Raw genomic sequence first — 26923 nt, forward strand, 5'->3', positions numbered from 1 at the left:
GGTCCGCCGGGGGCACTCCGGGCAGGAGGTCAGCGGCCCACCGCGTAGCCCTGCATCCCGCGCGGATTGGCGGCGGCGGACAGGATGCCGGTCTCCGGGGCCCGGGCGACGGCGCACATGCGGCCCTCGGACCAGGGTTCGCCGACCGTCACGTCGTGGCCGAGGCGGCGCAGCTCCTCGACGACCCCGGGGGCCATGCCCTCCTCGACCGTGAGGCTCCCCGGCCGCATCCCGCGCGGGAAGAAGGAGCCGGGGAAGCTGTCGTTGTGCCAGTTCGGGGCATCGATGGCCCCCTGGAGGTCGAAGCCTCCGCGCACGGTGCCGCGGAGTGCCACGGCGAGGAAGAAGTGCAGCTGCCACTGGTCCTGCTGGTCGCCGCCGGGCGTCCCGAACGCCATGACGGGGACCCCGTCGCGCAGGGCGAGTGAGGGGCTGAGGGTGGTGCGCGGTCGGCGTCCGGGGGTCAGTGTGTTCGGAAGGCCCTCGTCGAGCCACGCCATCTGCAGGCGGGTCCCGAGGGGGAAGCCGAGTTCCGGCACCACCGGGTTGGACTGGAGCCAGCCGCCGCTGGGGGTCGCGGCGACCATGTTGCCCCAGCGGTCGACGATGTCGAGGTGGCAGGTGTCACCGCGGGTCGCGCCGTCCCTGGCGACCGTCGGCTCCCCCGCCCCCGCGGCCGGCACGCCCGTCGCGTCGAAATCCGCCTCCCCGGAGGCGGCGGCGCGGGCGTGCGCACTGAGGACCGGGGTACGGCCGTCGGGGCTGCCGGGGCGCAGCTCCAGGGACGCGGTGCCGGTGATCAGCGTGCGGCGCTCGTCGTTGTACGCCTCGGAGAGCAGGGTCTCCAGCGGCACGTCGGCGGCGTCGCCGTACCAGGCCTCGCGGTCGGCCATCGCGAGCTTGCAGCCCTCGGCGAGCAGGTGGACGTAGGCGGCGGAGCCGTGTGCCGGGAGCTCTGCGGGGAGGAGGGCGAGCTGCTGGAGGAAGGCGGGGCCCTGGCTCCAGCCGCCGGCCTTGGCCAGCGTCCAGCCGTTCCACTCGTACGTGGCGGGGGCCTCGTACGACGCGGACCAGCCGGCCAGGTCCTCGGCCGTGAGCGTGCCGGTGTGACGGCTCCCGCTGGTGTCCAGGGTGGGGACACCGGCCTGGCGGACGAGCGCCTCGGCGACGAAGCCCGTGCGCCACACGGCACGGGCGGCCTCGATCTGGGAGACGCGGTCGTCGCCGCCCGTCTCCTCGGCCTCGGCTATGAGGCGGCGCCAGGTCGCGGCGAGCGCGGGGTTGCGGAAGAGCTCTCCCGGCGTCGGCGCCTTCCCGCCGGGGAGGTAGACGTCGGCGGAGCTCTGCCACTCTGTCTCGAACAGCTCACGGACGGCCTCCACGGTCAGGCCCACGCGCTCGACGGGCGGGTGGCCGTCCTCGGCGTACCCGATGGCGTACCGAAGGACCTCCGCGACGGTCTTCGTCCCGTGGTCGCGCAGCAGGAGCATCCAGGCGTCGAAGGCCCCCGGTACGGCGGCGGCGAGCGGCCCTGTGCCGGGGACCAGGCCGAGGCCGAGCGAACGGTAGTGCGCCGCCGAGGCACCGGCGGGAGCGGGGCCCTGCCCGCAGAGCACCCGCACCTCGCCGTCCTTCGGGGCGAGGATCATCGGGACCTCGCCCGCCGGCCCGTTGAGGTGCGGCTCCACGACGTGCAGGACGAATCCGGCGGCCGCGGCCGCGTCGTAGGCGTTGCCACCGTTCTCCAGGACGGCCATCGCGGACTGCGAGGCGAGCCAGTGGGTGGAGGACACCATGCCGAAGGTGCCCTGAAGGGTGGGGCGGGTGGTGAACACGGGTGCTGCTCCTTGCTGCGGCGTTCGGAGTTCGGGTGCGGAGTTCGGGTTCTTCAGGTCGGGCGTCCGGAATTCGGTGGGGCGTTCGCGGATCGTACGGAACGGCGGAACGCCGGCTGTCGTGGCCTCGCTGCCGCGCCACCGGTCCACCCGGGGGTTCGCATGCAGCCGTGCCGACGGGCGGGGGTCCGCTCACGCCCGGAGCCGCACCGGTCCGCACCGGGCGGCACGCCGGGAAGATATCGGGGCCCCGGTGCGCTGAGGTGGAGGTGATTCCACTCAGCGGAGGCCCGGCGATGCACGGCGAATACAAGGTTCCTGGCGGCAAGCTCGTCGTGGTCGATCTGGAGAACCGGGCGGGCGTACTGCGCAACGTCCGGGTGGCGGGAGACTTCTTCCTGGAACCCGACGAGGCGATCACCGCGATCGACGAGGCCCTGGAAGGTGCGCCGGCCGACACCGACGCCGCCGGACTGGCGGCCCGCGTCGAGGCCATGCTGCCCGAGGGCACCGTGATGTACGGGATCACCGCGGAAGGCGTCGCCGTGGCGGTGCGCCGGGCGCTCGCACAGGCCACCGACTGGAACGACTACGACTGGCAGCTCATCCGCGAAGGTCCGCAGTCCCCCGCGCTGCACATGGCCCTCGACGAGGTGATCACCGCCGAGGTCGCCGCGGGGCGCCGGCCGCCCACCCTGCGCGTGTGGGAGTGGGGCGCGCCGGCCGTCATCATCGGCAGCTTCCAGTCGTTGCGCAACGAGGTGGATCCGCAGGGGGCGGCACGCCACGGCGTCACGGTGGTGCGCCGCATCTCGGGCGGCGGGGCCATGTTCGTCGCAATGCTCAAGCACTACAAGCTCGCCTCTTAGCCTTCCCGCGGCACTCAATAACCGCGAAGTGCGGCAATTGCGACAAAGGTCGGCCGGAAAAACGACCTACTCTGCGCGATTGTGAGCACCATTGTGACAACCGGACCACTCCGGCTACGCCCCGTCGAAGAGCAGCCAGCCACCGTCGGCCGCCGCAAGCGCGGCCTGATCTATGTCCGGGTCTCGAAGGCCCGGGACGACATGATCAGTCCCGAACTGCAGGTCGGTCACGCCTTGACTCTCGCCAGGGCCGAGAACATCGATATCATGGCCGACCCGATCATGGATCTCGGCGAATCGGGGCGCGAGTTCGAAGAGCGCCGGATCGAAGAGATCAAGCAGATGGCGCGCGACAAGCAGTTCGATGTGCTCATCCTGTGGATCTGGTCGAGGTTCGGCCGCAACCTTCGCGAGTCTCTCCAGCACCTCGACGCGCTCATGGACTACGGGGTCGAAGTCCGCGCCGCCAAGGAGGACTTCGACGGCAAGACAACCATCGGCCGCTTCGCCATCGCCCAGATGCTCAACATCGCCGAGCTGGAGTCGAACCAGAAGGCTGACTCCTGGCGTGACATCTTCGAGCGCCGGCGGAATAAGGGACTCCCCCACTCCAACCGCGGCAGGTTCGGGTACTACCGTTGCGAAACCTGCCCCAAGTGGGAGTTCGGCAGGAAGCTGGACACCTGCCCCAAGTGCCGCAACGGGATCCTGAAGATCGACCCGGTGACCGGTCCTGTTCTGGGCCAACTCTACCGTGACTACGCCGCCGGCACATCGGTCCGCAGGCTGCTGGTCGACCTCAACCAGCGGGGAATCAAGACCTTCACAGGCAGGCCCTTCAACTCCGGTGACCTCCACAACGTCCTCGACAGCGGCTTCGGCCTCGGCTACGTCCGCTACCTCATACCCGAGCTGTCCCACCAGGTCGTCACGAACGACGACGGCAGCACGAAGAAAAGGCGGATGAACCGGCAGCGCGACGTCACGGCGTTCCTGTATTACGGTGGCGCCCACAACTCGGTCATCGACGATCCGACCGAGTGTGAGCGCATCTGGGATGCGTACACCAAGCGCCGCATGACCCAGAGCGGCCAGAGCTTCTTCTCGAACCGGCCTCGCTACTCCCTCTCCCGGCACCTCCGTTGCTCGGGTTGCGGCGGCCGAATGCAAACCGCTCTGCGTAACAAGCGGTATCGACGCCCTCTGGTCGACGGCCTCCCCAACCCTCTCGACGTGACGTTTCGCTGCGCCAATCACATCGACTCGAAGTCATGCCCGACAAATGGCACGTACATCTCTCTGGCTGTCGCGGAGAAGTGGTTCCTCGAGTGGCTCGACCGCGAAGCGCAGACGAGTGAACAAGAAGCTGAAGCGATCACGGCGAGGATGGCCGCGATCAGGACACAGAGCGATGGCGACCAAGCGCTTTTGGCCCGCCTTGACAGGATCCAGGGCCAGTTGGAAGGACTCCGCACCAAGGACGACAAGCTGACCGACGCAGTCCTCGCCGATTTGGTGCCTGAAGATTCGGCCCGACGCAAGCGGGCCGAGCTGGACGTGCAGAGGCAAGCGCTGCTCCGAGAACAGTCGCAGCTGCGCTCGAAGTTGAAGGAGAGGCCGACGCAGCAGCCCCGACCACCCCAGGAGGATCTGCTCACCGCCCGCAAGATCTACTTGGCCGCGGGCCAGGCCGACCGGCGCGAGCTTGCGTCGAAACTCATCCGCGAGATCCGCGTTTTCAAGGGCAGGAGCGGCCCCGGCAAGATCGGTGTCTACCCCCTCTGGGAAGCGCCGCCACCATGGATCCCTGATGACTCACCTTCCGGTTCCTGACCGCCAGCTCCGACTCCGTAGCGAATAGCCAATACGACCGCCAGGTCCCAGAAGTCCTCGAGGCACTCTTCCCTGCTCAGAATGTCGGCCCTCATCACCATCTCGCTCTCCATGACGCGTTGACTGGCCCTCCTGCTTGGAGGGGCGGCGTTGACTGGCCGTCCCTCCAAGATTCGGCATCCTTCCGTTTTGCTCCGGCCGGATTCTGGTGCTACGGCAGAAGACATCGATGCCAGTGCTCCATGTGCGCGGAGTACAAGGAACCGCTGTACGCCGCTCCCCCGCTGCTCCAGCGGATGGTGGACGCGGGGCAGCTCGGGCGTAAGACGGGGTCGGGCTTCTACCCGTACGATTGACCGCCTGTCCGCGGGCCCGGCGCTCACACCGCCGGGCCCGCCAGGACACGTTCTCCGAGGTCAGGACCGTGTGCGGCCCCGAAGGGCCTCTTCTTCTACTGCCGACCCGGTGCCCTGCCGGAGCGCTACGGAGCGACTGCGCGGATGCGCGAGCCCGAAGACCTGAGCCTTTCAGCGCTGTCGCAGCCTTCCGTGCTTGTACTGCGAAAACTCCCTCGGATGTCCCTCCGACAGAGCTGAAAGTCCCTGAAAAGTCCCTGGCGACTCGGACCCGGGACCTACGGATCGCGAGTACGCGAGCGATCCCGACACACCGTGCCCGGGAGTGCCGCCAGATGTCGTTTCGCCTGGTCAGAAGGCACTGGTTAGGGGCGCTCATGTTGTCCTATGTCGGCTCGTCCAGAGGGGTCCGCGCTCCCCTTCTCCCACACTGACTCTGCGTCGGCCGACTCCGGGCGCCGCGGCAACTCACCACAACTGACTGCACCTGGCGGAACACCGGCCCGGCAGTTCGGCGGTTCGACGGCTCACAGATTCGACGGGTGGCCGAGCGTGTAGGCCGTCAGGATGATGCTGACTAAGGCGCTAACTGGTCGGGAACAGTGCCCCATCATGACGCGGCTGCCCATCTTGGCTACCGGACTTCCGTTGAGACCGGATGCAGGAACAAGAGGCACTGGGCCGCTTTGAATTCGCGCACCTCAGCGATGAAGCGGAACTTGTCGCCCACGCCGACGGTAGCGGGAATCTTCTTGCCGGTCAGGTTCAGGTCCCCGGCGTTGACGTCTTCGTACTTGAAGGCCGGGCCGATCGTCGTATTCGGCCCCTCGTCGCCTGGGCCCAGAAGGAAGTCGTAGCGGGTCTCGTAGTCACCGTGGGGCGCCATGTGCCTGATCGAACCGTTGAACGCGACCGTTTGGCCCTCATACCTGGTCGCGAAGTCCAGGTTCACGTCGTCGCACGAGTCCGCCTTCAGCAGAGCCGCAAACTCCGGGTTGTTCTCAAGCGTGATCAACTCGGCGGCAGCCGACTCGGCCGCGGTCGGCGTCGGCGTAGTGGAAGGCTTCTCGCTAACAGCGGTCATCGACTTGCCTGCATCGTCCTTCTTCGCGTCTCCGTCACTGAGCGCAGAGGCAACGCCGATGACGATGGCCAGGATCACGAGGACGGCGGCTACCGAGCCGATCAGGAGCCACGGCTGCGGCTTCTTCGGCCGACGGAATTCGAGGGTGGAGCGAAGCATGCCCTGGGTCTGTTCAACGAGCTCCCAGCCATCCTTCTCCATCTTCGAGATCACCAAGCCGTCGGTGCCGCGAACTGTCTGCACGGTCTCGTGCTCGTACTTGATCTCGTCGGTCATGCGGCTCCGCGCCCCCTGAATGGACTGTTCATACCAACTGCCTCGTGAGCATAAGGGGACTCCGCAAGGCACTCGCCATCACCGGCGTCACCCTCGGCTCTGAGCTTGCGATTCGGACCACGAGCACTCGGTCAGGGGTGCAAGCTGGCCAGACAGTCGAACGCTGCTTCGTGACGGCCCGGGATTTTGGTCACGGGCTGGACCCAAAGGGGCAGTGGACGCGGTGCCGCCGAGTCGGCGGAGGCCCAAGGCGAGCCTTCTACGAGGTCCATGCGCCGCTGAACAGTGCCAATTCCAGTAGGTCGGGAGCGAGCGGCCAGTGCGTGGACCCGGCCAGCTGCCCGGTGGCACCGTGTGCCCATCTCAGGTAGACGTCGTAGCGGTGCGGGGTCCACCCGCCGTCGCTCCACAGCCAGGCAGCGAGCCTCGCGGGTTCCTCGAGCCCGATCTCCTCCCCCAGTCGTGTCGTGTACGCGCGCAGAACACGAGCTATGCGCTGGTCGAGAATGAGCGGGCGCGGCCCCGGCGCATCCACTACGGCGCCGCCGGCGAAGTAGAGGAACTTGGTGAAGAACGCCGGTCCAAGGCCTGCGATCGCGCCGCTCAGCCTGCGGTAGCCCACCACGGCGCCATCGGTCGCCATCAGCGCAATAGCCTGTGCCAGCACCGCCTCAACCGGCGCTGGGCGCAGGATTTCACCCAGCCGGTGGGCCCCGTAGCCGATGTCACCCTGTCCCCAGACGTAGCTGGCGACGAGTGTCTCGGTCCAGCTCGCCGTTGCTGCCCCAGTCCGGGCCACCGCCAGCACCTGCGCCCGGCTCAGCGAAGTTGGCTTACGTCCGACCTGCTCTGCCAACCCCGAGGGCCACGGCCGGATGCCGGCCCAGGACCCCGGGATGTAACGAACGGCGTGCTCGCCGGTCCCGTCCGCGTACGGCGCCCCGTCTCCGGCCAGCCAGGCTCCCAGCTTTCCCATTGCATCCGAAGGAAGCGGACGCTCGAGCATCCGCGCGTCCAGTTCCCCGGCGCCCTCTCGCCACTCCATCCAAAGCCTCTCCTTTGGTTCCACCAGTTCGCCGCGACGGCAGGCATCACCAGTTCGTGACGGATTCTGTCCCGCGGAAGTGCACCCCGCACGAGTGCGGGACGGTTCAGCTGGTCTTGCGGGCGGAAAGTGGGCTGGAACCAGGTACGGCCCGGATACCGGGAACGTTGTCGGCGCGAAGTCTGGCGGCCACAGCACCGGGGCTGATCTCACCGGCCTGGTACTGACTCGTGGGGACCGCCGTTATCTGCGACACCGTCAGAACGCTTCCGGCCGGCAGCCCGGAGAAGGCCTCTCGCATGTGGCGGGCGACATCGCGCCGGGACCGGGGCATCTGAACCGTCGCCGGCCTACCGACGGGAGTAGCCTCCCGCTCCCTCAGCCGGGGTGCCGGGAAGCCTGCAACTGAGAAGGTGGGCGCGCCTCCATCCGGGCGTTGCCAGCGCCGGGAGAACGCCTCGGACAGATGGTCAGCCCGGGCCAGGATGGTCTCCTCGTCCCACTGAGCAGGCAGGGAACGGTTCAACGAAAGTGCACTGTGCACGAGGATGTCGTTCCTCTTGCGCTCCCAGGGACCGTTGGAAACCGATGTGTTCAGTCTGCCGGTGAGCAGAGTCAGGTTTCCTACGGTGTGGAGGAGGGACTGCCTGCGCTCATGAGCCTCGACGCTTCCGCGGCCTCCGCCGTCGGAAAGCGGCCAGTGTTCCTCCCAGGCCTGCGGCAGTAGGTGCTCGTCCTTTGCCTTCCCTCGATCCGGCTCGGGTTACAACTCTATGGAGCCGACGCGGTGTCAGTACACCGGACTTTCAGCGACATTTCGCGCCGTCCTCGGCCCACCGCCACAGATCTACCGCTCCCAGTTGTCACCCGGCTCGCCACCGAATCCCCCAGACTCCCTCGCGGACGCATCCGCCTCCAGCCGGCAGCCGACTTCCCCCGCCGGCTGGAACGTCACCGCCCACCTGAGCCTGGCCACCACCGAGGTACGCCTCACCTCCTGGCCCGGCGCACCGGACGACCGGCCGCGTCTGATCCACCCGACCATCCACGAAGCACTCGGCCTGTGCACCGCCCTCACCATCGCGACCGCCGCCCTCGACCTCTCAAATCAACTCGTCCATTACTAACCGGAAGGACGCCCGCGCCGAACAGGCAAGGGCGGCCTTGCCGTACTCGGTAAGGCGAAGCACGCCACGGAGCGCCGGACGTCGCCCATCGCCTCCGTCCATCGCCTCGCGTGGTCCGGCCGTCATCGGCCTCGTCCTGGCCGCCTCGGTAGGGCCGCTTCTAGGATTGGTCGGCCCACACTGGACTGCTGGCTTCCTGCACGTGCAGGGTTGGCGAATGCTCCCGATATGCCCACTGCACCCCGTCGTGCGGCGCTACCCAGGCTTTGGCCTGGAATGCCTGAATCGGTGTCAGTGCAGCGGTGCAGGTGTCAAGCGGGCTGATTCGAGTGCCCCTGGCTGGGATGGTGATGGTCGCCGAGGTTCCCCAGGGAGCAGGGCAGGTCTGCTCCACGGAGGCTTGGACGTAGGCGAGTTTCGCTTTCACTGTCATCGCCTTGCCCGAGGTGTTGGTGAACTGAACGAGGACAGCCATCGTCGCCTCGTCAGCGACAAGCAGGCATGTCTTCCACACCACCGTCCCCGCGCTCCGCGTTCTTCCGCATCGGTGATTTCCGTTCAGGCTGCCTGACACGGGCGAGGTATCAGCGTCGGGACCGTCGGCGTCCATGGCATGCGCGCTCGGTGACGCCGACCTGGCCGGGCCCCTGCCAGCCGTGGCCGGCGTTTCGTCGCCCGGCCACGTCCACAGGCCGATCGACACGGCCGCCGCAGCGGTGAGTGCTAGCCTCGCGCTTTCATGAAGCGGGCTGTCCGACGGGTGGGCAGGTAGCGAAAAGTGCCTCTGACCAGCAAGAATGAGGATTATCGTGGTCCTTGTTCCTGCTCCAGCCGGAGGCACTTCTCAGGTAAAGAAGCGTATCGGGTCGTACCCGCGTGTCCGCATCGAGGGTGGCGGCCGGGCAGTGGTCGCGCAGGCCGGGGGCGTGCTGCTGGTCGAGACGGTCCGCAAGGCCGGCTTGGACACCGCGATATCAGCGTCGCTGGCGCCGTGGCGGAAGGCTCGGGCGGTGCACGATCCGGGCAAGATCCTGCTGGACGTGGCCTTGGCGGTCGCGCTGGGCGGGGACTGTCTCGCGGATGTCGCCATGCTGCGGGCCGGGCTGTCCGTGTTCGGGTCGGTGGCCTCCGACCCGACCGTCTCCCGCCTTATCGACACCCTCGCGGCCTCCGGGGAGAAGGCCCTGCGGGCGCAGCAGCCTACAGAGATACCCGACCAAGGATCCGAGACGAGCCACTAGCTTTCGACCTGTACAGTCGCATGCTTGTTGAAGCGAATTCGCAGACCGTAGTAATGCCATGGGAACTTCAGACGTCCGGTCAGGTCGAGTTCGTTCACGGGGGCGCTCGGGTAGGTGTAGGCGTCGGAGTTGTCGCCGTCGACGGGTCGGTGGACACGAAGCGACCAGTCGCTGGGGTGCAGAGACGGACTCCCAGAGGACGGCGCCGCCGAGAGTATTGGATGGCCGCTGGTACCGGCCGAGCCATCCGCGGGTGCAACTGCCGAGGAATCCAGCGTGTTGCCGTATTCGTCGAAGGTGCTGTCGCCGGAGACCAGCGCCACGATGTCTCCTCTTAGGAGTCGGGTGGGGCCCTTCGGAGGGCCCCACCCGGCGGCGAGAAGGGGCTTGTAGGACATCCCCTTCATCTATGTGGTTCTATTCTTGAATGGCTTCCCACTCTTTTGCGTACCGTTCGGCGAGGAGCCGCAGTTCGAATATTGTCGGACTCATGTCCGTTTTCGATGAGAGGTAGCTACGCAAGTTCTGGCCTGAGCGGCGGGCCTCAATGACGTGTGCCAGCACGTCGTCGTCCTCTGCGTACATTGCGTACTCGGGCCAGAGGAGTCCGAGGAACGTGTGATAATCCACACCGTCATCCCCGGATTCATCCCACTCATCCCGATAGGTGTCGATGTCATCGAGTGATGCTCGGCCATTCAGGACGTCCTCAACGAATGTCATGGCTTGATCTTCCGGCCCTTCACTGGCGGCTTGTAGATGTGTCCCCCGTTGGGATCTGCGCTCCCGAGGTGCTTACCGTTCTTGTCGTATACCTCGATATCACCGTGGGTGTAGTCCCATTCGAAGTACCGCTTCTTCGACCCTGATTTACCGTTGCTCTTGGTCTTGCCCTTGTGTGGGGTCAGCTTCTTCCAGTACGGGGAGTTCGAAGGAGTGGACTTCGCAGTGTGATGGTTATAGTGGGCGATCCACACACCCGCCTGGTAGACACCGTAGGTCAGGATACCCAGCGCGATCAGACCGGCGACGATCCAGCCAATGGGATTCCACCAGTCGGCCACGGCGAAGAATCCGAGTGCCGCTACCGCCGCGAATCGGCCGTCGAGGTCATAGCAGTTGACGGCATCCGCCGTGCAGTAGTCGTAGGCGTTCGCGTTTCCACCGTAGATGGAGTCGACCTGGAGGAAGCGGCCAGTCGTCGGGTCGTACAGGCGGACGCCCATGAGGGTGTAGCCGCTGATTGTGCCAGACGACCGTTGGTAGGAGCCGAAGGCACCATAGGTGGCGTCCTCCGTGTCGTCGAGCGTGTTGCCGTACTCGTCAAAGTGCTGGACTGTGCTGGCGACGCTGGTGTCCAGCGGCTGCTGGACCGTAATGTCGCCGTGGATGTTGGCGAGTTGGAGGACGGTGTCGCCGGCGTCCGTCGTTGTGGCGGCCAGGCCGCCGGTCAGGTCGGTGACGTTGCGGATGGTGGTGCTGCTGCCCGTCTTGGCCCAGGTGGGGCTGTCCGACGAGTCGCCGTAGTGGTTGGTCGTCGTGGTGTTGGTCGTCCAGGTGCTGCCGGACTGGGTCTGGGCGGTCTGGACGGCGAGACGTCCGGCGGCGTCCAGGGCCCAGGTGTTGCGGCTGGTGCCGACGGTCTCGGTGGCGACCAGGTCGTTGGTGAAGTACGACAGGGTTGTGGCTCCGCTGGTGGTGGTGCGGCCGAAGGCGTCGTAGACGTAGCCGGCGTTCACCAGTCGGTCGGCGCTGTCGTAGGCGTACGACGTGGTCGCCGTGGTGGTGTCGACGGTGCTGCTGTCGCAGTCATCCGAACTGGCGTTCAACGACTTGCGGTTGCTGTTCACGTCGAAGGTGTAGGCGCGGGTGGTGCAGCCGGCGGTGGACGAGTTAATAGCCTGAGTGAGGTGGCCGGCGCTGTCGTAGGTGTAGTCGGACTGCGTGGTCGAACCGTCGGTCTGGGTATGGCCGGCCTGCTGGCCGTGCACCGTGTATCCGGCGGCGTCGGAGGCGACGGTGGTGCCGTCCGCCGTGACGTACGTACGGTTGGTCTCCTGGCCGGTGGTGTCACTGGTGACGGCCAGGGTGTAGCCGCCGGGCAGGGTCTCGGACGTGAGCGTGCCGTCGGCGTCGTACGTGCCCGTGAAGGTGCCGGCCACCGAGTCGGTCAGCGTCGTCACGTTGCCTGTGGCGCCATAGGCGTACGTCCTGGCGGACGGTACCGAGTCGGTGGTCTTCACCGGCCGGTCGAGGATGTCGTAGGACGTGATCGTGGTGTTGCCCGCGCCGTCGTTGTATTCCGTCCGACGTCCCAGGTCGTCGTAGGTGTAGGCGATGGTCAGACCGTTCGAGGTCTGGGTGGCCGTCTGGCCGTTGTCCTCGTCGTACGTGACCGTCGTGTCCGGGGTGCCCGTGCCGATGCCGCCGGTCATTGCGGTCCTGGTGACGCGGCCCGCGCCGTCGGTGGTGTTGGTGGTGGTGCGGGTCACGCTGTTGGCGGTCTCGGCCTTGGTGGCGAGCTGGCCCCAGCGGTCGTAGGTGTAGACGGTGGTGACGGCCTCCGCCGGGTTGGTGCCGCCGCCCGTGATGGTGGCCGCAGGCGCCGTCCTGCAGAGCAGTCCGGTCGAGATGGCGGAGACACAGGTGCCGGTGCCGGAGGCCGTGTAATAGGTGTAGTTCACGGTGTTTGCGTCCGAGCCAGTCGAGCCGGCTGTGCGGGTGGTGGACGCCCGCCCGGTGCTGTCGTACGTCGTCATGATGCCGGTGGTGTCAGCGCCGCTGCTGGCCTTCTCCTGGCCGGTCGACCAGTCGTAGGTGGTGGTCACCGCACGAGTGTCGGCGTCGTTCACGTATCCCGCGACGGCGGCGCCGGTCGCCGTGGAGGTGACCAGGCCGGAGACCTTAGCGCCGCTGGGCCGGTTCTCGTCGTAGCTGTAGGCGGTGTGGGTGTGTGCCGGGGTCACTGTACCGGGGGCCATCGTGGACTCCGCGGTGCTACCGGTGAGTTCCTTGGTGAGGGTGACCTCGTGCAGGGGTCCGTACTCGTCCACGAGCTTCTGACCGTCGGCTGAGTACCGGGAGACGGTGGCCAACTGCCGGGCACGGTCCGCAGTGGACAGGTCGGCTAGGCCGAGTGCCGCCAGTTTGCCGGATGCTCCCGTGCTGGTGCCGAGGGCCAGCTCCCGGTTGGTGGCTGCCAGGTCGATGACCTGGTTGCCGTAGTCGTCGTACCCGGTGGTGGTGAGCGAGCCGCCGGGGTTCGCGGTGTTGGTCTCCTCGCCGTTCGCGTCGATGTAGGTGATGACGGCCCGGTCGTACGAGGACGACGTCAGGCCGCTGCCGGTGTTGCCCGGAGGGACGCTGTCGGCCGGGAAGACGGCGGTCGCGTCGGTAGGTGCCTCGTCCTGCGCCCAGGCCGCCACGGTGGTGGCGTCCATCTGGTGCGGGGCGGTCGAACCGGAGAGCGGCACGTCGTAGACGACGGTGGTGGCCGCCGTACCGGACGTGGTGCTCGCGGAGCCAACGACGAGTGCCGGGCGGGAGACCTTGAGCAGCATGCCCGCGCCCGAGGTCAGCGCGGAGCCGGCCTTGCCGTATTTGAACGTCCAGGGGAGTTCACCGGGTTCGGTGAGGGTGGCGACGCGACCGTCGGTGTCGTAGGTGTACGCCGTCTTCAGCGGGGTGCTGATTCGCGGGTCCCAGTCCTGCGCAAGCCGGCCGGAGCTGTCGTAGGTGTAGGACTCGACGGTCTCGGCGGTCGCGGCGGAGGCGCCGGGGCCGGTGGCCCACAGCTTGAGCGCCTTCACTTGGCCCGTGTAGTCGCCGACCGCGCCGGATGTGGCGGTGGTGGAGGTCGAGTAGATAAACTCCAGGACGCGGCAGCCCTTGGTGGCCGGGGTGGCCTGGCAGGTCGCGGGAGTGACCGCCGCGGTCGGGGAGATCACGTACTTCGGACGGGCCAGCGTCGAGCCGCCGACTGTGACGGTCTCCGAGACGGTGGTGAGCGTGGTGTCATCGACTGCCGAGGCCGAGGAGGCTAGCGTCCAGGTGGCCACACCGGTCGCGGCCTTGGCGAACACCGTGGCGTTCGCGTCGGTGTCGGTCAGGGTGAACGTCGACCCGCTGACCGCGCCCGTCAGAGTCAGTTCCTCGGCCCCTGGCTGAGGCGCCCAGCTGCCGTCCGAGTTCAAAGTGAAGGCGATCGAGCTGCCGTCGCCGGACAGGAGCTCCACCGAAGTGGCGGAGGTCCTGCGGATCTCTGTGTACCCGCTCGCCTCACCGGCGACGGTGGAGGTCCAACCAGGGCCGAAGATCTGCGCCTGGCCCTCGGTGTCTGTGTCGTTGGCACGCGAGGAGTACGTCCGCACTACGCTCGCCTCGAAGGCAGTCGCGTCCGTGGCCGACAGTGTGAAGTCACCGGTGAGCTGGTTGACCGAACCCGGGCCGACCTGGGCGCCGGGGGCGGTGCCCGCGTCCCGGTCGAGGGTGACGTCGGTGGTCTGTGAGTGGCCTGTTGTGGTGCCGTCCGTGAACGCGGCGCGCAGTTCGATGACGCCGTCCTCGGACAGCGAGTTGACGGTGTTCCAGACCAGTTTGGTGGCGGTGCCGCTGGTGACGGCGACCGGCCAGGCGGAGACCACCGCGCCGGAGGCAGTGACGTCGGTGGCTGGCACGATATGCCAGGCGTCGGTCTCGCCGCGCCGGTACTGCCAGGTCACCCCGGTGTAGGAGGTGAGTCCCTTCGCCGACAATGTGAGGCGGCGGGCGGTGGTGTCGCCGTCGGCCGGGGAAAGGATCGCTGCCCCGTCGGCGCCGACCCCGAAGGCGTAAGAGGTAGTTGCCGTCGACAGGTTGCCGCCGGAGTCGATGGTCCGCGCGTACAGCGTGTGCCAGCCGTCGGCCGGGTTGATGCTGACCGTCTGCGCGTCGCCGCCGTTCCCGTTGCTGATGTCCAGCTTCTTATTCGGCAGGGAAGAGTTGTCCAGGCCCCACTGGAATCCGGCACCGTCCGTGGAGGTCGTGTCAAGGGTGCAGGACACGGCCGCACTCGCCTTGGCCGTCCAGCCGTTCTGCTCGTACGTGTCGCAGGTGACCGTCGGGGCGGCGGGTAGGCCGGTGTTCATCACGAACGTGGAGTAGCCGGTCCAGGAGCCGTAGTCGGCGCCGTCATAGGCGCGGACGCGATAGCGCAGGTGGGTGCCTGCTGGGAAGGAGCTCGCCGGTGGAATCGTCAGCTTGGCCGTCGAACCGGAGGAGACCGAGGAGGATACAGCCGTGTAGGAGTACGTGGTGTCCGCGTAGGCTGGGTCCGCTGTGATCTCGAACTGACCCTTGGTACTAGAACCGTCCGGGTCGATGACGTTCGCCGACAACGTCGGGGTGAGCGAGGTGACGTACCGGGAGCCGTTGTAGGCGTTGACCTGTGACGGCGCGATCGTCGCCGCACTCGGCTTCGCGGGGTAGGAGTTGTAGGTGACAGTGAGTTTCGGCGCGTAGCCGGATGTGGGGTAGTTGGCCGAGCGGACGCGCGGAGTGGCCGAACTGGAGTCTGGGCAGGTGTTGTTGGGGCGAGTTCGTCGTCCTGGTGGGGGCCGGAAGAGGGCAGCGGACCTTGATCCCGGGCTGCGGCCGGCTTTGCTTGGGTTGGTCGAGCCCGACGAGCGGGGCGACCCGATGTCGCCGCTGCGGTGGACGACGAAGTCGACCCGGAAGCTGGCAGCGGAGCTGACCCGGCAGGGCCATCGGGTCTCCGCCGACACGGTCGCCGGCCTGCTGCGGGAGGAAGGCTTCAGTCTGCAGGCCAACGCCAAGACCATCGAGGGTGCTCAGCACCCCGACAGGGATGCCCAGTTCCGCTACCTCAACGAGCGGGCACGAGACCACAGGGACGCCGGTGACCCGGTGATCAGTGTGGACAGCAAGAAGAAGGAACTGATCGGCGACTACAAGAACGCCGGGCACGAATGGCAGCCCGCAGGGCAACCCGTCAGGGTCAAGACCCACGACTTCCCAGGCCAGGCCGAGAAGGCGATTCCGTACGGGATCTATGACATGGCAGCGAACACCGGCTGGGTCAGCATCGGCACCGATCACGACACTGCTGCGTTCGCCGTCGCCTCGATCCGACGCTGGTGGCAGGCTCGCGGCCGACACGACTATGCCCGTGCCCGCCGGCTGCTGATCACCGCTGACGGCGGGGGCTCCAACGGCTACCGCACCCGCGGCTGGAAGGTCCACCTCGCCGACCTCGCTGCAGAGACCGGCCTTGAAATCACGGTGTGTCATCTGCCGCCCGGAACCTCTAAGTGGAACAAGATCGAGCACCGGCTGTTCTCCCACATCACCATGAACTGGCGAGGCAGACCCCTGACCAGCCACGAAGTCATGCTCCAGACCATCGCCGCGACCACCAGCCACACCGGCCTCACCGTCCAGGCCGAACTCGACAGCGGCGAGTACCCCACCGGCATCCGCGTCAGCGACGACGAGATCGCCGCCCTGCCCATCACCCGCCACCGCTTCCACGGCGACTGGAACTACACCCTCCACCCCCAGCATCCGATGGACACGGCGACCGCCAGCAGCACACCGGGCGAGGCCCTGGCGAGCAGACCGACTCACCTCACGCGGCATTCACTCCAGGACCCGGAACTGACCGGGATGGCCCGCCGACAGCTCAGCGAACTCATCGACTCATTGACACCAGCGATGGAGGACCAACGCGAACAAGTGCTCCGCGCACGCCGGGGCCACGAGCGCCTGGTGGCCCCCGGCACCGGTGCCAAGGCCAAGCTCACCTCAGCCGACCGGGTCCTGGTCACCGTGCTTCACCTGCGAAAACTCGCAACCATGGACCTCCTGGGGCAGCTCTTCAACACCACCGCCATGACCATCAGTCGCGCAGCGAAAGACGTCCGCCCCCTCCTGAAAGCCCACGGCATTCACATCCCTGCCTCGACCGCCCGATTCCGCACACCAGTCGACATCGCGAGGTTCCTCGACCTCGACACGACCAAGATCAAACCGACGTGTTGATTCCCGGCAAGCCCTAAGGCTTGGTGTTTCAGGTGGTGGGGTTGATCGCGCCGCGACGCCACGTGTAGACGAGCAGGGGGACGGTCACCTTGCGACGGTGCTCGCGTGCGAAGTCGGGCTTTTCGGGATCCAGCCAGGGCACGGTCACGGCGATCGGCTCGAACCGCTCCTGGTGTGCGAGGAGGCGCTTCGCGAGCACCTTCGGCAGGGGGGCGTCGCGCTCCTTGCCACCTTGGGCGGACCGAAGTACAGCCGCGACTTGTACATGAGGATCTGCCGCTCCACGTGCACGAAGTCGCCACCAACGTCGCCCGGGCTGAACCCGGGAGGCCGCACCCGACCCCGAGGTCAAGTGCGACCTGGTACCGGTCGGGGCGCGATTGAGATGTGGCGCTGTGGGCGTGCTTGGGGGGCGGTATGCATCTGCGTGGGCGCCCTGGCCGTGTTCCCCTCGACCCTGCTCACTGTCGTGAGAGTCCAGTCGGTGACACGCCCCGGAGCGTTCCGGTGGGTGCGCCCCCATTCAGCGCTGCCAGAGCGCCCGCAGCGTCCGGCACTGAGCTGAACACGTTGCGAGTAGCTGCTGTCAATCGCGCGTCAAGGGTTTGGCGGCCGGGATCAAGGGTTCGCTAACGGACATGTCCGGCCCGGTAGGAGCGGGCATAGCGTCACTGGCATGCCCGGCTGGCCAGTAGTGCGGGGCACCGATCCGCCTCCACAAGGAGTGCCATGAACGCCAACCCGTGCACCGAGGACCCTGAACCCCTTCATCCGCACCGGGCCGGGGCATTGTTCGTTCCGGTCCGGCAGGGGCCCGGGGGCTGCTGTGCCCGCCTCGTCCGTACGCCTCTCGGCGTGCGCACCGCAGTCGCCTTTACCGATGAAAGGCAATTGCCCCGCACGCTCGGGCAGCAGCAGATCTGGATTCGGCTCAGCGAGCCGGCTGTACGCGCGTTCGTCGCGCCCTTGGGTGTCGTCGACCTCACCGTCGACCCATTTCTGGTGGCCGCTAGTCCTGGCGAGGCATCTGTCGCCAGGCTCGGGGGCCGCACGGCCTGTGAGCCACGGCGCACGTATGGGCCGGCCCGCTGCCCGCGAGCGGTCGACCCGCTGCGCGCGAGCGGCACACCGTCGTTGTCTTCTGCAACAAACTCTTGACCGGCTGGGGGAACACCATGCACACAGCACTTCCTACTTCGACGTCGGTGCCGATCACGCCGCAAGCAGCAGCTTCCGTGCCGCCGAGCAATGCCGCAGGTCTGTCCGTCTGGCCCACTTCTGCACGGCTCACTTCCCGCGGCGATGTAGCGGTGGGAGGTGTCTCCCTCGTCGAGGCGGCCGAGCGGTTCGGGACCCCGGTCTACCTCCTGGACGAGGGCGAAGTGCGGGACCGCTGCCGGACCTACATTCGAGCTTTCCCGGACACCGACGTCGTCTACGCGGCGAAGGCGTTCCTGTGCCGCGCCCTCCTGCACTGGGTGCAGGAGGAGGGCCTCGGCCTGGACGTCTGCTCATCTGGTGAGCTGGAGTTCGCGGTCACCAACGGATTTCCTCCCGAGCGCATCGTGCTGCACGGCAACGCCAAGAGCCCGGACGATCTGAGAGCCGCCCTGCGTCTGGGTGTCGGAAGGATTGTCATCGACAGCCCGTGGGAGATCGCCCAACTGTCCGCGCTGGTCTCGGAAGGCGCTCGTCAGAAGGTGCTGGTCCGCGTGCTCCCAGGCGTCAGTGCGGGCGGGCACACCGCGATCCGCACCGGCACGGAGGACCAGAAGTTCGGGCTCTCCCTCATCGATGGGAGCGCTCAGCACGCAATCTCCAGGATTCTCGGCCAGCCGCACCTGGAACTCGTCGGGCTGCACTGCCACATCGGCTCGCAGATCACCACGGTCAAGCCTTACCTGACCGCGCTCCGGCGCATGGTCGGGCTGCTGGCCCAGGTGCGCGAGCAGCACGGAGTCGTGCTCCCCGAACTGGACATGGGAGGCGGGCACGCGGTCGCCTACCGGCCGGGGGAGACCCCGCTCGATATCCCCAACCTAGGCGAACGAATCCGCCGCGAACTGGCCACGAACTGCACCGCAGCCGGCATCCCTACGCCCCGGCTCGCCATCGAACCCGGCCGCGCCCTGGTTGGCCCCGCAGGTGTGGCGTTGTACCGGGTGCTCGCCGTGAAGATGACGGGCGACCGTCGCTTCGTGGCCGTGGACGGTGGAATGAGCGACAACCCGCGTCCCGCCCTGTACGGTGCCCGCTACGCGCCCCGGCTCATCGGCCGCCGCTCAACGGCCGAGTCCTGCACGGCGACCGTCGTCGGCCGGCACTGCGAGGCGGGCGACGTTCTCGCCACCGACGCTGTATTGCCGGCCGACATCCATCCGGGCGACCTGGTCGCCATACCGGTCGCGGGCGCCTACCACCTTTCCATGGCATCCAGTTACAACGCAGTCGGCCGACCACCCGTGGTCGCCGTCCACGAGGGCCGCGCCAGGCTTCTGATACGCCGCGAATCCCTCGCCGACATCAACGGCCGCGACATCGGAATGTGAACCGTCCAAGTCCGCTCCGCCCCTCCCCCGACCGTGAAGGAACTGTCGTGCTCAGTAACCGTAATGCGTCCTGTGGTGACCGCCGTGACCACTGAGAACATCGTCGGTCTGATCGTGGCCACGAGCCTCGTCGGATACCTCGTGCTCGCCGTCAAGTATCCGGATCGCTTCTGACGCCGACTCCGCGTGTCGGTCGCGTGCGGCGCTGGGCAGCCATCGGCCTGGCCGCGTCGCGTGATCTCGTGACCGGTCCGACAGAACCACGCGACGGTCCGAGCCGCCGTCCAATGCTCAGAGTTCACGGGGCGGCCCCTTCGGGGGCCGCCCCGTACTCGAGATCAGGTGGTGCCGTACATGATCCAAAGCCAGCCGCAACAGTCTCGCCGGGCAGGAAGCGTTCTCCAGCCGCAGGTCGTCGCAGTGAGTTGCGCGATCCGAGGCGTCCTGCCCGGCGATCCTCACGCCCTTGCACTGGGCTAACTCGCCCCGTTCGCCGACAGCTAGGTGGAGGCGCCGCCTCACTTCCTCCGTGTCATGCGTGCCACGTTCGACAGCATCGTGCCGGAGGAGCGGATGGTCTACGTCCGCCACGCTCTCGCGTCCTCACCCATGCTGCGGCCCATGCGTGGTGTGATGGTACGCCCGCTTGCAACGGCCAGATTCTCGCCAAGGCCTGCACGAATTTCCGGGGCAGCCTGTACGAGGACATCGCGTGTGCCACGGGCCAGGACCTCCGATGCGAGCTTCTCTCGCACGCCCGAGTGACCGGTCATATGCGGACATCGATGCCCGCGGCCGAACCGCGACCCTTTCCCGCAGGCGCGACGACCGGGTGCTGGTCACCTCCGTGCCTGGACGGCCGGATTCCGGCTGCACCGCGAGTACGTCCGCTACGCGATCGGGCGGCCCGCAGCGCGGCCCCACTCGAACCCGGAATCTTCGTGCATGCCCAGGACCGGCTCTGATCAGCCCCAGAGGTGCGCGCGGGGGCTAACGCGAGTTTCGGCCTGTGTAGCGTTCTGCTGACTCGTCCAAGAGCCGGAATCGCAGGCGACAGATGACCGCCGTTGTTTCACGCCGCACGGCGTGGGCGACGACGGCCCCACGTTGGTTCTGCAGCAGCCGCTGCCAGACATGGGCAGGTTCGACTTCCGGGATGAGCACGGTGATCCGTACGCCCGGGTCGGTGGCAGTCAACTTACGTACATAGGCGGCGACCGGGCGGCCGATCGTGCGGCGGGCGGAGGCGATACGGATCAGAGGAACGCCCGGATTCCACAGGGCCCAGTCCCGCTCGAGTGCTTCGCTCTGCGCACGGTCCTCGGAGTCCAAGTGGCAGACCGTCACCGCGTGGACCTCATCGCCGAGGGACACGGCGGCGGTGAGGGCCTCGCTGGTGAGCCGGGTGAGAGAGGAGATCGGAACCACGATCAGTGAACGGTCGCGGTGCGGTGGCTCCGGGATGCGGCCGACCTCCAGGCTTCGGCCGATACGGGCGTAGGCGCGGTGTACGGACTCGAAGCCGGCCACGAGCAGAGGCAGTGCGACCACGATCAGCCATGCACCGTCGTAGAACTTGGTTGCTGTGACGACGACCGCGCTGACCCCGGTCAGGAGGGCGCCCAGGAGGTTGAGCAATGTCTTGCCGGCCCACCTGGGGCCGCGGACCGATCGCCAGTGGATGACCATGCCGGTCTGGGCGATCGTGAAGCCGACGAACACGCCGATCGCGAAGAGCGGGACGAGGGTGTTGGTGTCGCCCCCGGAGAAGACCAGCAGCACGGCGGAGACTGCGGTGAGAGCGAGGACTCCGTGGCGGTGGACCTGCCGGTCGGCCTTGAGCCCGAAGACATGGGGCAGGTAGTTGTCGCGGGCCAGCAGTTTGAGGAGCACCGGCAGGCCACCGAACGAGGTGTTGGCGGACAGTGCCAGCAGCATCATGGTGGCGAACTGCACGACATAGAACGCGATGCCGTGTCCGAACGATGCGTCGGCGAGCTGCGCCAGGACCGTGACACCTTCGACGGGCTGGAGCCCGAACCGGGAGATCAGTACGGACAGGCCGATCAGCATCACACCGAGCAGCGCACCGAGGGCGATTTCGGCACGCTGCGCGCGGCGTGCGGCGGGTGCGCGGAAGGAGGGGACGGCGTTGGCGATGGCTTCGACACCTGTCAGCGCCGAGCAGCCGGAGGCAAAGGCTTTGAGGAGGAGCAGCGCACCGACGGTGGTTGCGTTGGTGCCGAGTACGGAAGCATGGCCGGCAGCGGCTTCCGTACTCACCGGGGTGTCACGGAACAGGCCGACCAGGATGAGGACGAAGATCGCTCCGACGAACACCACGGTCGGCGCGATGAACGCCCGCGCCGAGTCCACGATCCCGCGCAGATTGACGACAGTGATCAGGGCCAGAGTACCGAGGCACAGCCCCAGACGATCCCCGTACAGATCCGGGAAGGCGGAGGTCAGCGCTGCCACGCCGGCGGTCACGGCGACTGCCACGTTCAGCACGTAGTCCAGTACAAGGGAAGCAGCCGCTACGAGGCTCGTGCGGGGGCCCAGATGAGCCTTGGCGACCGCGTAACTTCCTCCACCGTCCGGGAAAGCCGCGATGACCTGTCGGTACGAGGCGACGAGAACGGCCAGCAGCAGGGCGATCGCGACGGTGACGGGGAGAGTGAAGCCGAGCCCGTAGCCGCCCGCGGCTGCCAGGACCAGGACGATGGCCTCCGGCCCGTACGCGACCGACGCCATCGCGTCGAGCGACAGGGCAGCCAGCCCGGTCACGGTCGTCAGCTTGTGCCGGCCCCCGTCGTCAAGGGGTGCCTCGACGCTCGGCGCTGTGCCGGATTCTGAGGTGCGGACGGACATGCGGTTCGAGCTCCTTCATTGCAGGTCCGCTCAGAGTGCGCTCGTCACCGGCCGGCCGAACCGGATACTGGCGCGTTCTTGGCGCCATGTGCCGAACTCTTCCCGTGTTCTTGACGCGGTGGACAGGACGGCATCGAAGGTGTCAGGCAGGAGTCCGTATAGGTCTGCGCCGCCGCCGTCAGGGATGCGCCAACAGCTGCTGGACGGTGAACCCCTTCGGGCTTCGATGAGAGGGGAGAAACCGAATCGACTCGGAAGTGGTGTCCCATGGACGAAGTCGCCTGCAGACGTGTGGTGGTCAGCGTGAGTTGTACGCAGGGAGCCTGGCACCTCTGCACCGGGCAGCGGCCGAAGCCCGGCGCATCGAGGGCGAGCTCTGGGTCGTGCTTGCCTGGGAGCCGCCCGGCGGCGAACGCGGGCACCGCAGCCTGCCCAGTCCGCCGCACCGGGACGGGTACTGGTGGGGACCGTAGGGCAGGAGCAAGACCTCCTGATCGTCGGCACCGGATCTCGCCGTTGGCCGCACCGATTCCTGTGCCGGTCGGTGGCCCGCTACTGCCTCGTCCACGCGTCGTTCCCGCTACTGGCTGTACCGCCGTCACCTCTGGGGAAGAAGCTCGTCGCTGTCCGCCGCAGGATCACTTGGCGGCTACCGCTGGACGCACGGGCGCTGACCGGCCCCGTGCCACCGAGCCCCGGCATGGGGGCAGGCGTCATGACGTCATCGTGGCAGGAAGATCGCGTTCGACAGGGGGGCCGCCGTCTGCGGCGCGCAGGGTGAACACCATGGTGAAGCCTCCTCCCGGGGTGTCCTCCGCGGCAAGCACTCCCCCCATCGCCTCCACGAAGCCACGGGCCACCGCGAGGCCCAGGCCGACACCGGCGCCGCCTGGTGCGTCGCCATAGCGTTGGAAGGGTTCGAAGATCCTGCCCTTGGCCTCGTCCGGTACGCCCGGTCCGCGGTCTGCCACCCGGACTTCTACACGGTCGGCCATGGCACTGACCGCTACCAGTACCTGTTCGTTCTGCGGGCTGTACTTCACCGCGTTCTCGACGACGTTGGCGACGGCGCGCTCCAGCAGCCCCGGATCGACAGCCACCAGTGGCAGGTCCTCCGGGATGTCCAGTCGGACACTCCCGTCCGGGACGCCACCGAGCGCCTTGGGAACGACCTCGTCGAGGTCCGTCGCCCGGATCAGCGGCCGAACCGTACCTGTCTCCAGCCGGGACATGTCCAGCAAGTTCCCTATCAGATGGTCGAGGCGGTCGGCACCCTCCTCGATTCCGGCCAGCAGCTCGGCCCGGTCTTCAGCGGACCACTCCACGTCGGCGGAGCGCAGCGACGTGACGGACACCTTGATGGTCGCCAGGGGAGTGCGCAGATCGTGGCTCACTGCGGCCAGGAGTGCCGTGCGGATCCTGTCGCCCTCCGCGTACTTCCGCGCCTGTTCGGCCTCTCCGCGCAAGCGCTGACGGTCCAGGACAACGGCTGCCTGGGCGGCGAAGGCGCCGAGCACGCGGCGATCCTCAGCCGGCAGCACACGTCCCGAGAGGGCCAGCGCCATCTCGTCGTTTACGGGCAGGTCGACATCGGCGTCCTCGGGGCGAGCGGCGGGCGACGGCCCGACGCTCCCGGTGCAGGTCCAAGGCTCGACCTCGCTCTGCCGTTCCAGCAGGGCGACGGACTCCATCGCGAAGGTCTCCCGAACCCGCTCCAGCAGCGCGTCCAGGGTGGTCTCGCCGCGCAGGACACTGCCTGCGAGAAAGGACAGGATCTCGGACTCGGCGCGCAGCCGCGCAGCCTGCTGGGTGCGGCGGGCCGCGAGATCCACCACAGAAGCGACCGAGACCGCCACACTCACGAAGATGGCGATGGCGAGGATGTTCTTCGGATCGGCGATGGTCAGCCGGTGCAAGGGCGGTGTGAAGTAGTAGTTCAGCAGGAGCGATCCGAGCGCGGCGGAGCCGAGCGCCGGGAGCAGCCCACCCACCAGTGCGGCGGCCACCGTCAGCGACAGGAACAGAAGCATGTCGTTGGCGAGGCCAAGATCCGCTTCGATGTTGGTGAGCAATGCGACCAGAAGGGCAGGTCCGCCCGCACCTACCACCCAGCCCCAGACACTTCGGGCCGTGCTCAGGCGGGCATGACGGGTCACGGGCAGCCTCCGCCCGCGGGAGACCTCTTCGTGCGTGACGATGTGGACGTCCAGGTCGGGTCCGGAGTCCCTGGCGACGGTTGCGCCGACGCCAGGTCCGAAGACGTACTGCCAAGCCTTGCGCCGGCTGGAGCCGAGAATGATCTGGCTGGCGTTCACACCGCGCGCGAACTCCAGCAGGGACTGCGGCACATCGTCGCCGATGACGTGGTGGAACGTGCCACCGACGTTCTCGACCAGATTGCGCTGGACGGCAAGGTCCTTGGGCGAGGCGGAGGTCAGGCCGTCGCTTCTGGTGATGTACACCGCGAGTACTTCCCCGCCGGCCCCCTTCTCGGCCAGCCGTGCGGCCCGGCGGATCAGCGTGGCACCTTCGGGGCCGCCGGTGAGTCCGACGACGATGCGTTCACGGGCCTGCCAGGTGGTGCGGATGTTGTGCTCGCCGCGATACTGCTGGAGGTACTCGTCGACCCGGTCGGCGACCCAGAGGAGGGCGAGCTCCCGCAGGGCGGTGAGGTTGCCCGGACGGAAGTAGTTCGCCAGGGCGGCGTCGAGCTTGTCCGGCTTGTAGATGTTGCCGTGGGCCATCCGTCGGCGCAGGGCCTGGGGGGACATGTCGACCAGCTCGATCTGGTCGGCCCGGCGGACCACGTCGTCGGGGACGGTCTCACGCTGTCGTACGCCGGTTATCGACTCGACGACGTCGCCGAGTGAATCCAAGTGCTGGATGTTGACGGTCGAGACTACGTCGATGCCGGCGTCGAGCAGCTCTTCCACATCCTGCCAGCGCTTGGCGTTGCGGGAGCCGGGCACGTTCGTGTGTGCCAGCTCGTCCACCAGCGCGACCGCCGGAGCGCGTTCCAGGACGGCGTCGACGTCCATCTCGGTGAAGACGGCGGAGCGGTACTGGACCGTGCGCCGCTGGACCTGCTCCAGGCCGTGCAGCATCACCTCGGTGCGCGGTCGGTCGTGGTGTTCCACGAAGCCGACGACGCAGTCGGTGCCCCGCTCCGTCCTGCGGTGCGCCTCCGAGAGCATGGCATACGTCTTGCCCACCCCCGGCGCAGCGCCGAGGTATATCCGGAGCTTCCCGCGTCCCATTTCCGACAGGTTCCGTTCTCTGTAGTCGACTGGATTGGAGGAGAGGAGTGAGGGGATGTGGGTGCCGGCCCTCACCTCTCGAAGCGGTATCCCATGCCCGGGGCGGTGATGAAATGGCGAGGGTGGGCGGGGTCGGGCTCGAGTTTCCGTCGCAACTGGGCCATATAGACGCGGAGATAATTGCTGTGCGTCCGGTGTGCGGGCCCCCACACCTCGTCCAGCAGCTGTCTCTGGCTGACGAGTCGGCCGGTGTTTCGGACCAGGATCTCCAGCAACTGCCATTCGGTCGGGGTGAGCCTGACGGTGTGGCCACCGCGCCTGGCCTCCTTCGCGACCATGTCGAGAGCGAACCCCTCGGTGGTGACGGTCGCGTTGTCACCCGCAGCAGACGTGGAGCCTGTACGCCGGGTAGCGACCCGCAGCCGGGCGAGGAGCTCGTCCATGCTGAACGGTTTGGTGAGGTAGTCGTCGGCACCCGCATCGAGTGCTCTGACCTTCTCTGCGGACGCGCTTCGCGCGGAGACCACCAGGATCGGCGCCTGGGAGAATCGCCGCAGCCCTTGCATCACCTCTATGCCGTCCATGTCCGGCAGCCCGAGGTCCAGGAGAACCGCGTCAGGAAAGTGCGATGCGGCAAGCCGCAGTGCTGTCCTTCCGGTGGTCGCGGCGGCCACGTCGTAGTGGCCGGCGTGCAGATTGATTGAGAGAGCCCGGACGAGCTGCGGATCGTCCTCCACCACCAGCACCCGAGTCATCGGTCTGCCGCCTTTCTGCATCGCGTGAGCCGTGGAGTGGGGACGGAGGGCGGGAACCGGGGTTCCGGCGCTTGTGCGCGCAGACCCGGTTCGCGGCGCCCGTTGCTCCAGCCCGATCACTGGTCCACGAGGGCCTTGAGGCCGATGTTGAGTTGGAGGACGTTGACGCGGGGTTCGCCGACGAAGCCGAGGATGCGGCCGTCGGTGTGTTGCTCGACGAGCTTCTCGACCTGTGCGGTGTCGAGGTGGTTGCGCTCCGCGACGCGGCGGACTTGGAGTTGTGCGTAGGCAGGGGAGATGTCGGGGTCGAGGCCCGAGCCGGAGGAGGTGACGGCGTCGGCGGGCACTTGGGAGGGGGTGATGGGGTGGCCGGGGACGGAGTTGTCCTTGACGACGGCGGCCTTGGCGTTGGTCACCCAGTCGATGAGTTCCTCATTGTCGCCGGAGCGGTTGGTCGCGCCGGAGAGGAGCAGCTTGTACTGGGTGTTGACGCTGTTGGTGCCGAGGCCGTTGGAGGGGCGGGGCTGGAACCATTTGAGGTCCGGGTCCGGGGTCTCCTGGCCCTTCTTGAGGGGGAGGTCGTAGCGCTGGCCGATGAGTTCGGAGCCGACGACCTTGCCGTTCGCCGTGATCTCGGAGCCGTTCGCGTGGCCGGGCATGAGGCCCTGGGCGAGACCGGTGACGGCGAGTGGGTAAATGACGCCGCATACCAAGGTGAGGACGAGCAGGGCACGCAACCCAGCCCCGAAGAGCCGTGCGGAGTTCTTCAAAGAGGCGTTCATGGCAG

Annotated in this window: 18 protein-coding genes and 4 pseudogenes; 9 read left to right on the forward strand and 13 right to left on the reverse strand. The window is 67.5% G+C overall.

The genetic code is table 11. The annotated features are described in order from the left end of the window. Window positions 1-29: 29 nt before the first annotated feature. A complete protein-coding gene (locus OG206_RS05480; protein WP_327112783.1) occupies window positions 30-1835 on the reverse strand; it encodes a gamma-glutamyltransferase family protein in 1806 nt (601 codons plus the stop codon). 296 nt (window positions 1836-2131) lie between these two features. Here OG206_RS05480 and OG206_RS05485 point away from each other — a divergent pair. The 3 genes and pseudogenes from OG206_RS05485 to OG206_RS05495 all read left to right on the forward strand — a co-directional run. Further along, window positions 2132-2720, forward strand: a pseudogene (locus tag OG206_RS05485) (lipoate--protein ligase family protein); the annotation flags it as partial. A gap of 65 nt (window positions 2721-2785) precedes the next feature. Next, complete coding sequence (locus tag OG206_RS05490) at window positions 2786-4537, forward strand: recombinase family protein (protein ID WP_327112785.1); 1752 nt, start codon at window positions 2786-2788, stop codon at window positions 4535-4537. A gap of 239 nt (window positions 4538-4776) precedes the next feature. Beyond that, window positions 4777-4893 (forward strand): annotated as a pseudogene (locus OG206_RS05495) (3-hydroxyacyl-CoA dehydrogenase family protein); the annotation flags it as partial. A gap of 634 nt (window positions 4894-5527) precedes the next feature. Here OG206_RS05495 and OG206_RS05500 read toward each other — a convergent pair. The 3 genes from OG206_RS05500 to OG206_RS32575 all read right to left on the reverse strand — a co-directional run bounded on the left by OG206_RS05500 (window position 5528) and on the right by OG206_RS32575 (window position 8022). Continuing rightward, on the reverse strand, window positions 5528-6253 hold the full coding sequence (locus OG206_RS05500; RefSeq protein WP_327112787.1) for a DUF4839 domain-containing protein: 726 nt from the start codon (window positions 6251-6253) through the stop codon (window positions 5528-5530). 259 nt (window positions 6254-6512) lie between these two features. Further along, window positions 6513-7229, reverse strand: coding sequence for an 8-oxoguanine DNA glycosylase OGG fold protein (locus OG206_RS05505; RefSeq protein WP_327112789.1), 717 nt, complete (start codon window positions 7227-7229; stop codon window positions 6513-6515). Between the two features lie 175 nt (window positions 7230-7404). Further along, window positions 7405-8022, reverse strand: a complete 618-nt coding sequence (locus tag OG206_RS32575; RefSeq protein ID WP_442805938.1) for an HNH endonuclease family protein — start codon at window positions 8020-8022, stop codon at window positions 7405-7407. 136 nt (window positions 8023-8158) lie between these two features. Between OG206_RS32575 and OG206_RS05510 the strand changes: the two genes are divergently transcribed. Continuing rightward, a complete protein-coding gene (locus tag OG206_RS05510; protein ID WP_327112791.1) occupies window positions 8159-8425 on the forward strand; it encodes an esterase in 267 nt (88 codons plus the stop codon). 160 nt (window positions 8426-8585) lie between these two features. Here the strand turns inward: OG206_RS05510 and OG206_RS05515 are convergent, their stop codons facing one another. After that, window positions 8586-8942, reverse strand: coding sequence for a hypothetical protein (locus tag OG206_RS05515; protein ID WP_327112793.1), 357 nt, complete (start codon window positions 8940-8942; stop codon window positions 8586-8588). Between the two features lie 280 nt (window positions 8943-9222). Between OG206_RS05515 and OG206_RS05520 the strand changes: the two are divergent. Beyond that, window positions 9223-9618, forward strand: a pseudogene (locus OG206_RS05520) (transposase); the annotation flags it as partial. A 44-nt stretch (window positions 9619-9662) separates the two neighbouring features. Here OG206_RS05520 and OG206_RS05525 read toward each other — a convergent pair. From OG206_RS05525 to OG206_RS05535, 3 genes are all read right to left on the reverse strand, one after another. After that, window positions 9663-9989 carry a hypothetical protein gene (locus tag OG206_RS05525; RefSeq protein WP_327112795.1) on the reverse strand — a complete coding sequence of 109 codons (327 nt, stop codon included), beginning with the start codon at window positions 9987-9989 and terminating at the stop codon, window positions 9663-9665. A 94-nt stretch (window positions 9990-10083) separates the two neighbouring features. After that, entirely contained in the window at window positions 10084-10389 is a 306-nt protein-coding gene (locus tag OG206_RS05530; protein WP_327112797.1) for a hypothetical protein, read from the reverse strand. Then, window positions 10386-15041 carry a colicin E3/pyocin S6 family cytotoxin gene (locus OG206_RS05535; protein WP_327112799.1) on the reverse strand — a complete coding sequence of 1552 codons (4656 nt, stop codon included), beginning with the start codon at window positions 15039-15041 and terminating at the stop codon, window positions 10386-10388. Before OG206_RS05535 ends, OG206_RS05530 begins: the two co-directional genes overlap by 4 nt. Window positions 15042-15195: 154 nt before the next feature. Here OG206_RS05535 and OG206_RS05540 point away from each other — a divergent pair. Beyond that, window positions 15196-16704: pseudogene (locus tag OG206_RS05540) on the forward strand (ISAzo13 family transposase); the annotation flags it as partial. Between the two features lie 28 nt (window positions 16705-16732). On the opposite strand, the gene OG206_RS05545 reads toward OG206_RS05540, so the two are convergent. Next, window positions 16733-16903 carry a hypothetical protein gene (locus OG206_RS05545; protein WP_327112801.1) on the reverse strand — a complete coding sequence of 57 codons (171 nt, stop codon included), beginning with the start codon at window positions 16901-16903 and terminating at the stop codon, window positions 16733-16735. Window positions 16904-17433: 530 nt separating this feature from the next. On the opposite strand from OG206_RS05545, the gene OG206_RS05550 reads away from it, so the two are divergent. From OG206_RS05550 to OG206_RS05560, 3 genes are all read left to right on the forward strand, one after another. Beyond that, window positions 17434-17862 (forward strand): SAV_915 family protein, encoded by a 429-nt coding sequence (locus OG206_RS05550; protein WP_327112804.1) that lies wholly within the window; start codon window positions 17434-17436, stop codon window positions 17860-17862. A gap of 17 nt (window positions 17863-17879) precedes the next feature. After that, the gene (gene lysA, locus OG206_RS05555; protein ID WP_327112805.1) at window positions 17880-19253 is read left to right on the forward strand and encodes a diaminopimelate decarboxylase; all 1374 of its coding nucleotides are present in this window, start codon (window positions 17880-17882) and stop codon (window positions 19251-19253) included. Window positions 19254-19337: 84 nt separating this feature from the next. Beyond that, window positions 19338-19427, forward strand: coding sequence for a potassium-transporting ATPase subunit F (locus tag OG206_RS05560; RefSeq protein ID WP_327112806.1), 90 nt, complete (start codon window positions 19338-19340; stop codon window positions 19425-19427). Between the two features lie 816 nt (window positions 19428-20243). Here the strand turns inward: OG206_RS05560 and OG206_RS05565 are convergent. The 4 genes from OG206_RS05565 to OG206_RS05580 all read right to left on the reverse strand — a co-directional run bounded on the left by OG206_RS05565 (window position 20244) and on the right by OG206_RS05580 (window position 26918). Then, on the reverse strand, window positions 20244-22124 hold the full coding sequence (locus tag OG206_RS05565) for an APC family permease (protein ID WP_327112808.1): 1881 nt from the start codon (window positions 22122-22124) through the stop codon (window positions 20244-20246). 713 nt (window positions 22125-22837) lie between these two features. Further along, window positions 22838-25381, reverse strand: a complete 2544-nt coding sequence (locus OG206_RS05570) for a sensor histidine kinase KdpD (RefSeq protein WP_327112810.1) — start codon at window positions 25379-25381, stop codon at window positions 22838-22840. Window positions 25382-25452: 71 nt separating this feature from the next. After that, entirely contained in the window at window positions 25453-26136 is a 684-nt protein-coding gene (locus OG206_RS05575; protein ID WP_327112812.1) for a response regulator transcription factor, read from the reverse strand. Window positions 26137-26252: 116 nt separating this feature from the next. Beyond that, on the reverse strand, window positions 26253-26918 hold the full coding sequence (locus OG206_RS05580; protein WP_327112814.1) for a potassium-transporting ATPase subunit C: 666 nt from the start codon (window positions 26916-26918) through the stop codon (window positions 26253-26255). Window positions 26919-26923: the final 5 nt, after the last annotated feature.

Source organism: Streptomyces sp. NBC_01341, assembly GCF_035946055.1.
Classification (GTDB): Bacteria; Actinomycetota; Actinomycetes; order Streptomycetales; family Streptomycetaceae; genus Streptomyces.

Bases quoted from the DNA above. Each gene is read 5' to 3' on its own strand.
- OG206_RS05500 (WP_327112787.1), bottom strand. From the start codon at position 6,253: ATGACCGACGAGATCAAGTACGAGCACGAGACCGTGCAGACAGTTCGC.
- OG206_RS05505 (WP_327112789.1), bottom strand. From the start codon at position 7,229: ATGGGAAAGCTGGGAGCCTGGCTGGCCGGAGACGGGGCGCCGTACGCG.
- OG206_RS05530 (WP_327112797.1), bottom strand. From the start codon at position 10,389: ATGACATTCGTTGAGGACGTCCTGAATGGCCGAGCATCACTCGATGAC.
- OG206_RS05550 (WP_327112804.1), top strand. From the start codon at position 17,434: ATGAACGCCAACCCGTGCACCGAGGACCCTGAACCCCTTCATCCGCAC.
- lysA (WP_327112805.1), top strand. From the start codon at position 17,880: ATGCACACAGCACTTCCTACTTCGACGTCGGTGCCGATCACGCCGCAA.
- OG206_RS05565 (WP_327112808.1), bottom strand. From the start codon at position 22,124: ATGTCCGTCCGCACCTCAGAATCCGGCACAGCGCCGAGCGTCGAGGCA.
- OG206_RS05570 (WP_327112810.1), bottom strand. From the start codon at position 25,381: ATGGGACGCGGGAAGCTCCGGATATACCTCGGCGCTGCGCCGGGGGTG.
- OG206_RS05575 (WP_327112812.1), bottom strand. From the start codon at position 26,136: ATGACTCGGGTGCTGGTGGTGGAGGACGATCCGCAGCTCGTCCGGGCT.
- OG206_RS05580 (WP_327112814.1), bottom strand. From the start codon at position 26,918: ATGAACGCCTCTTTGAAGAACTCCGCACGGCTCTTCGGGGCTGGGTTG.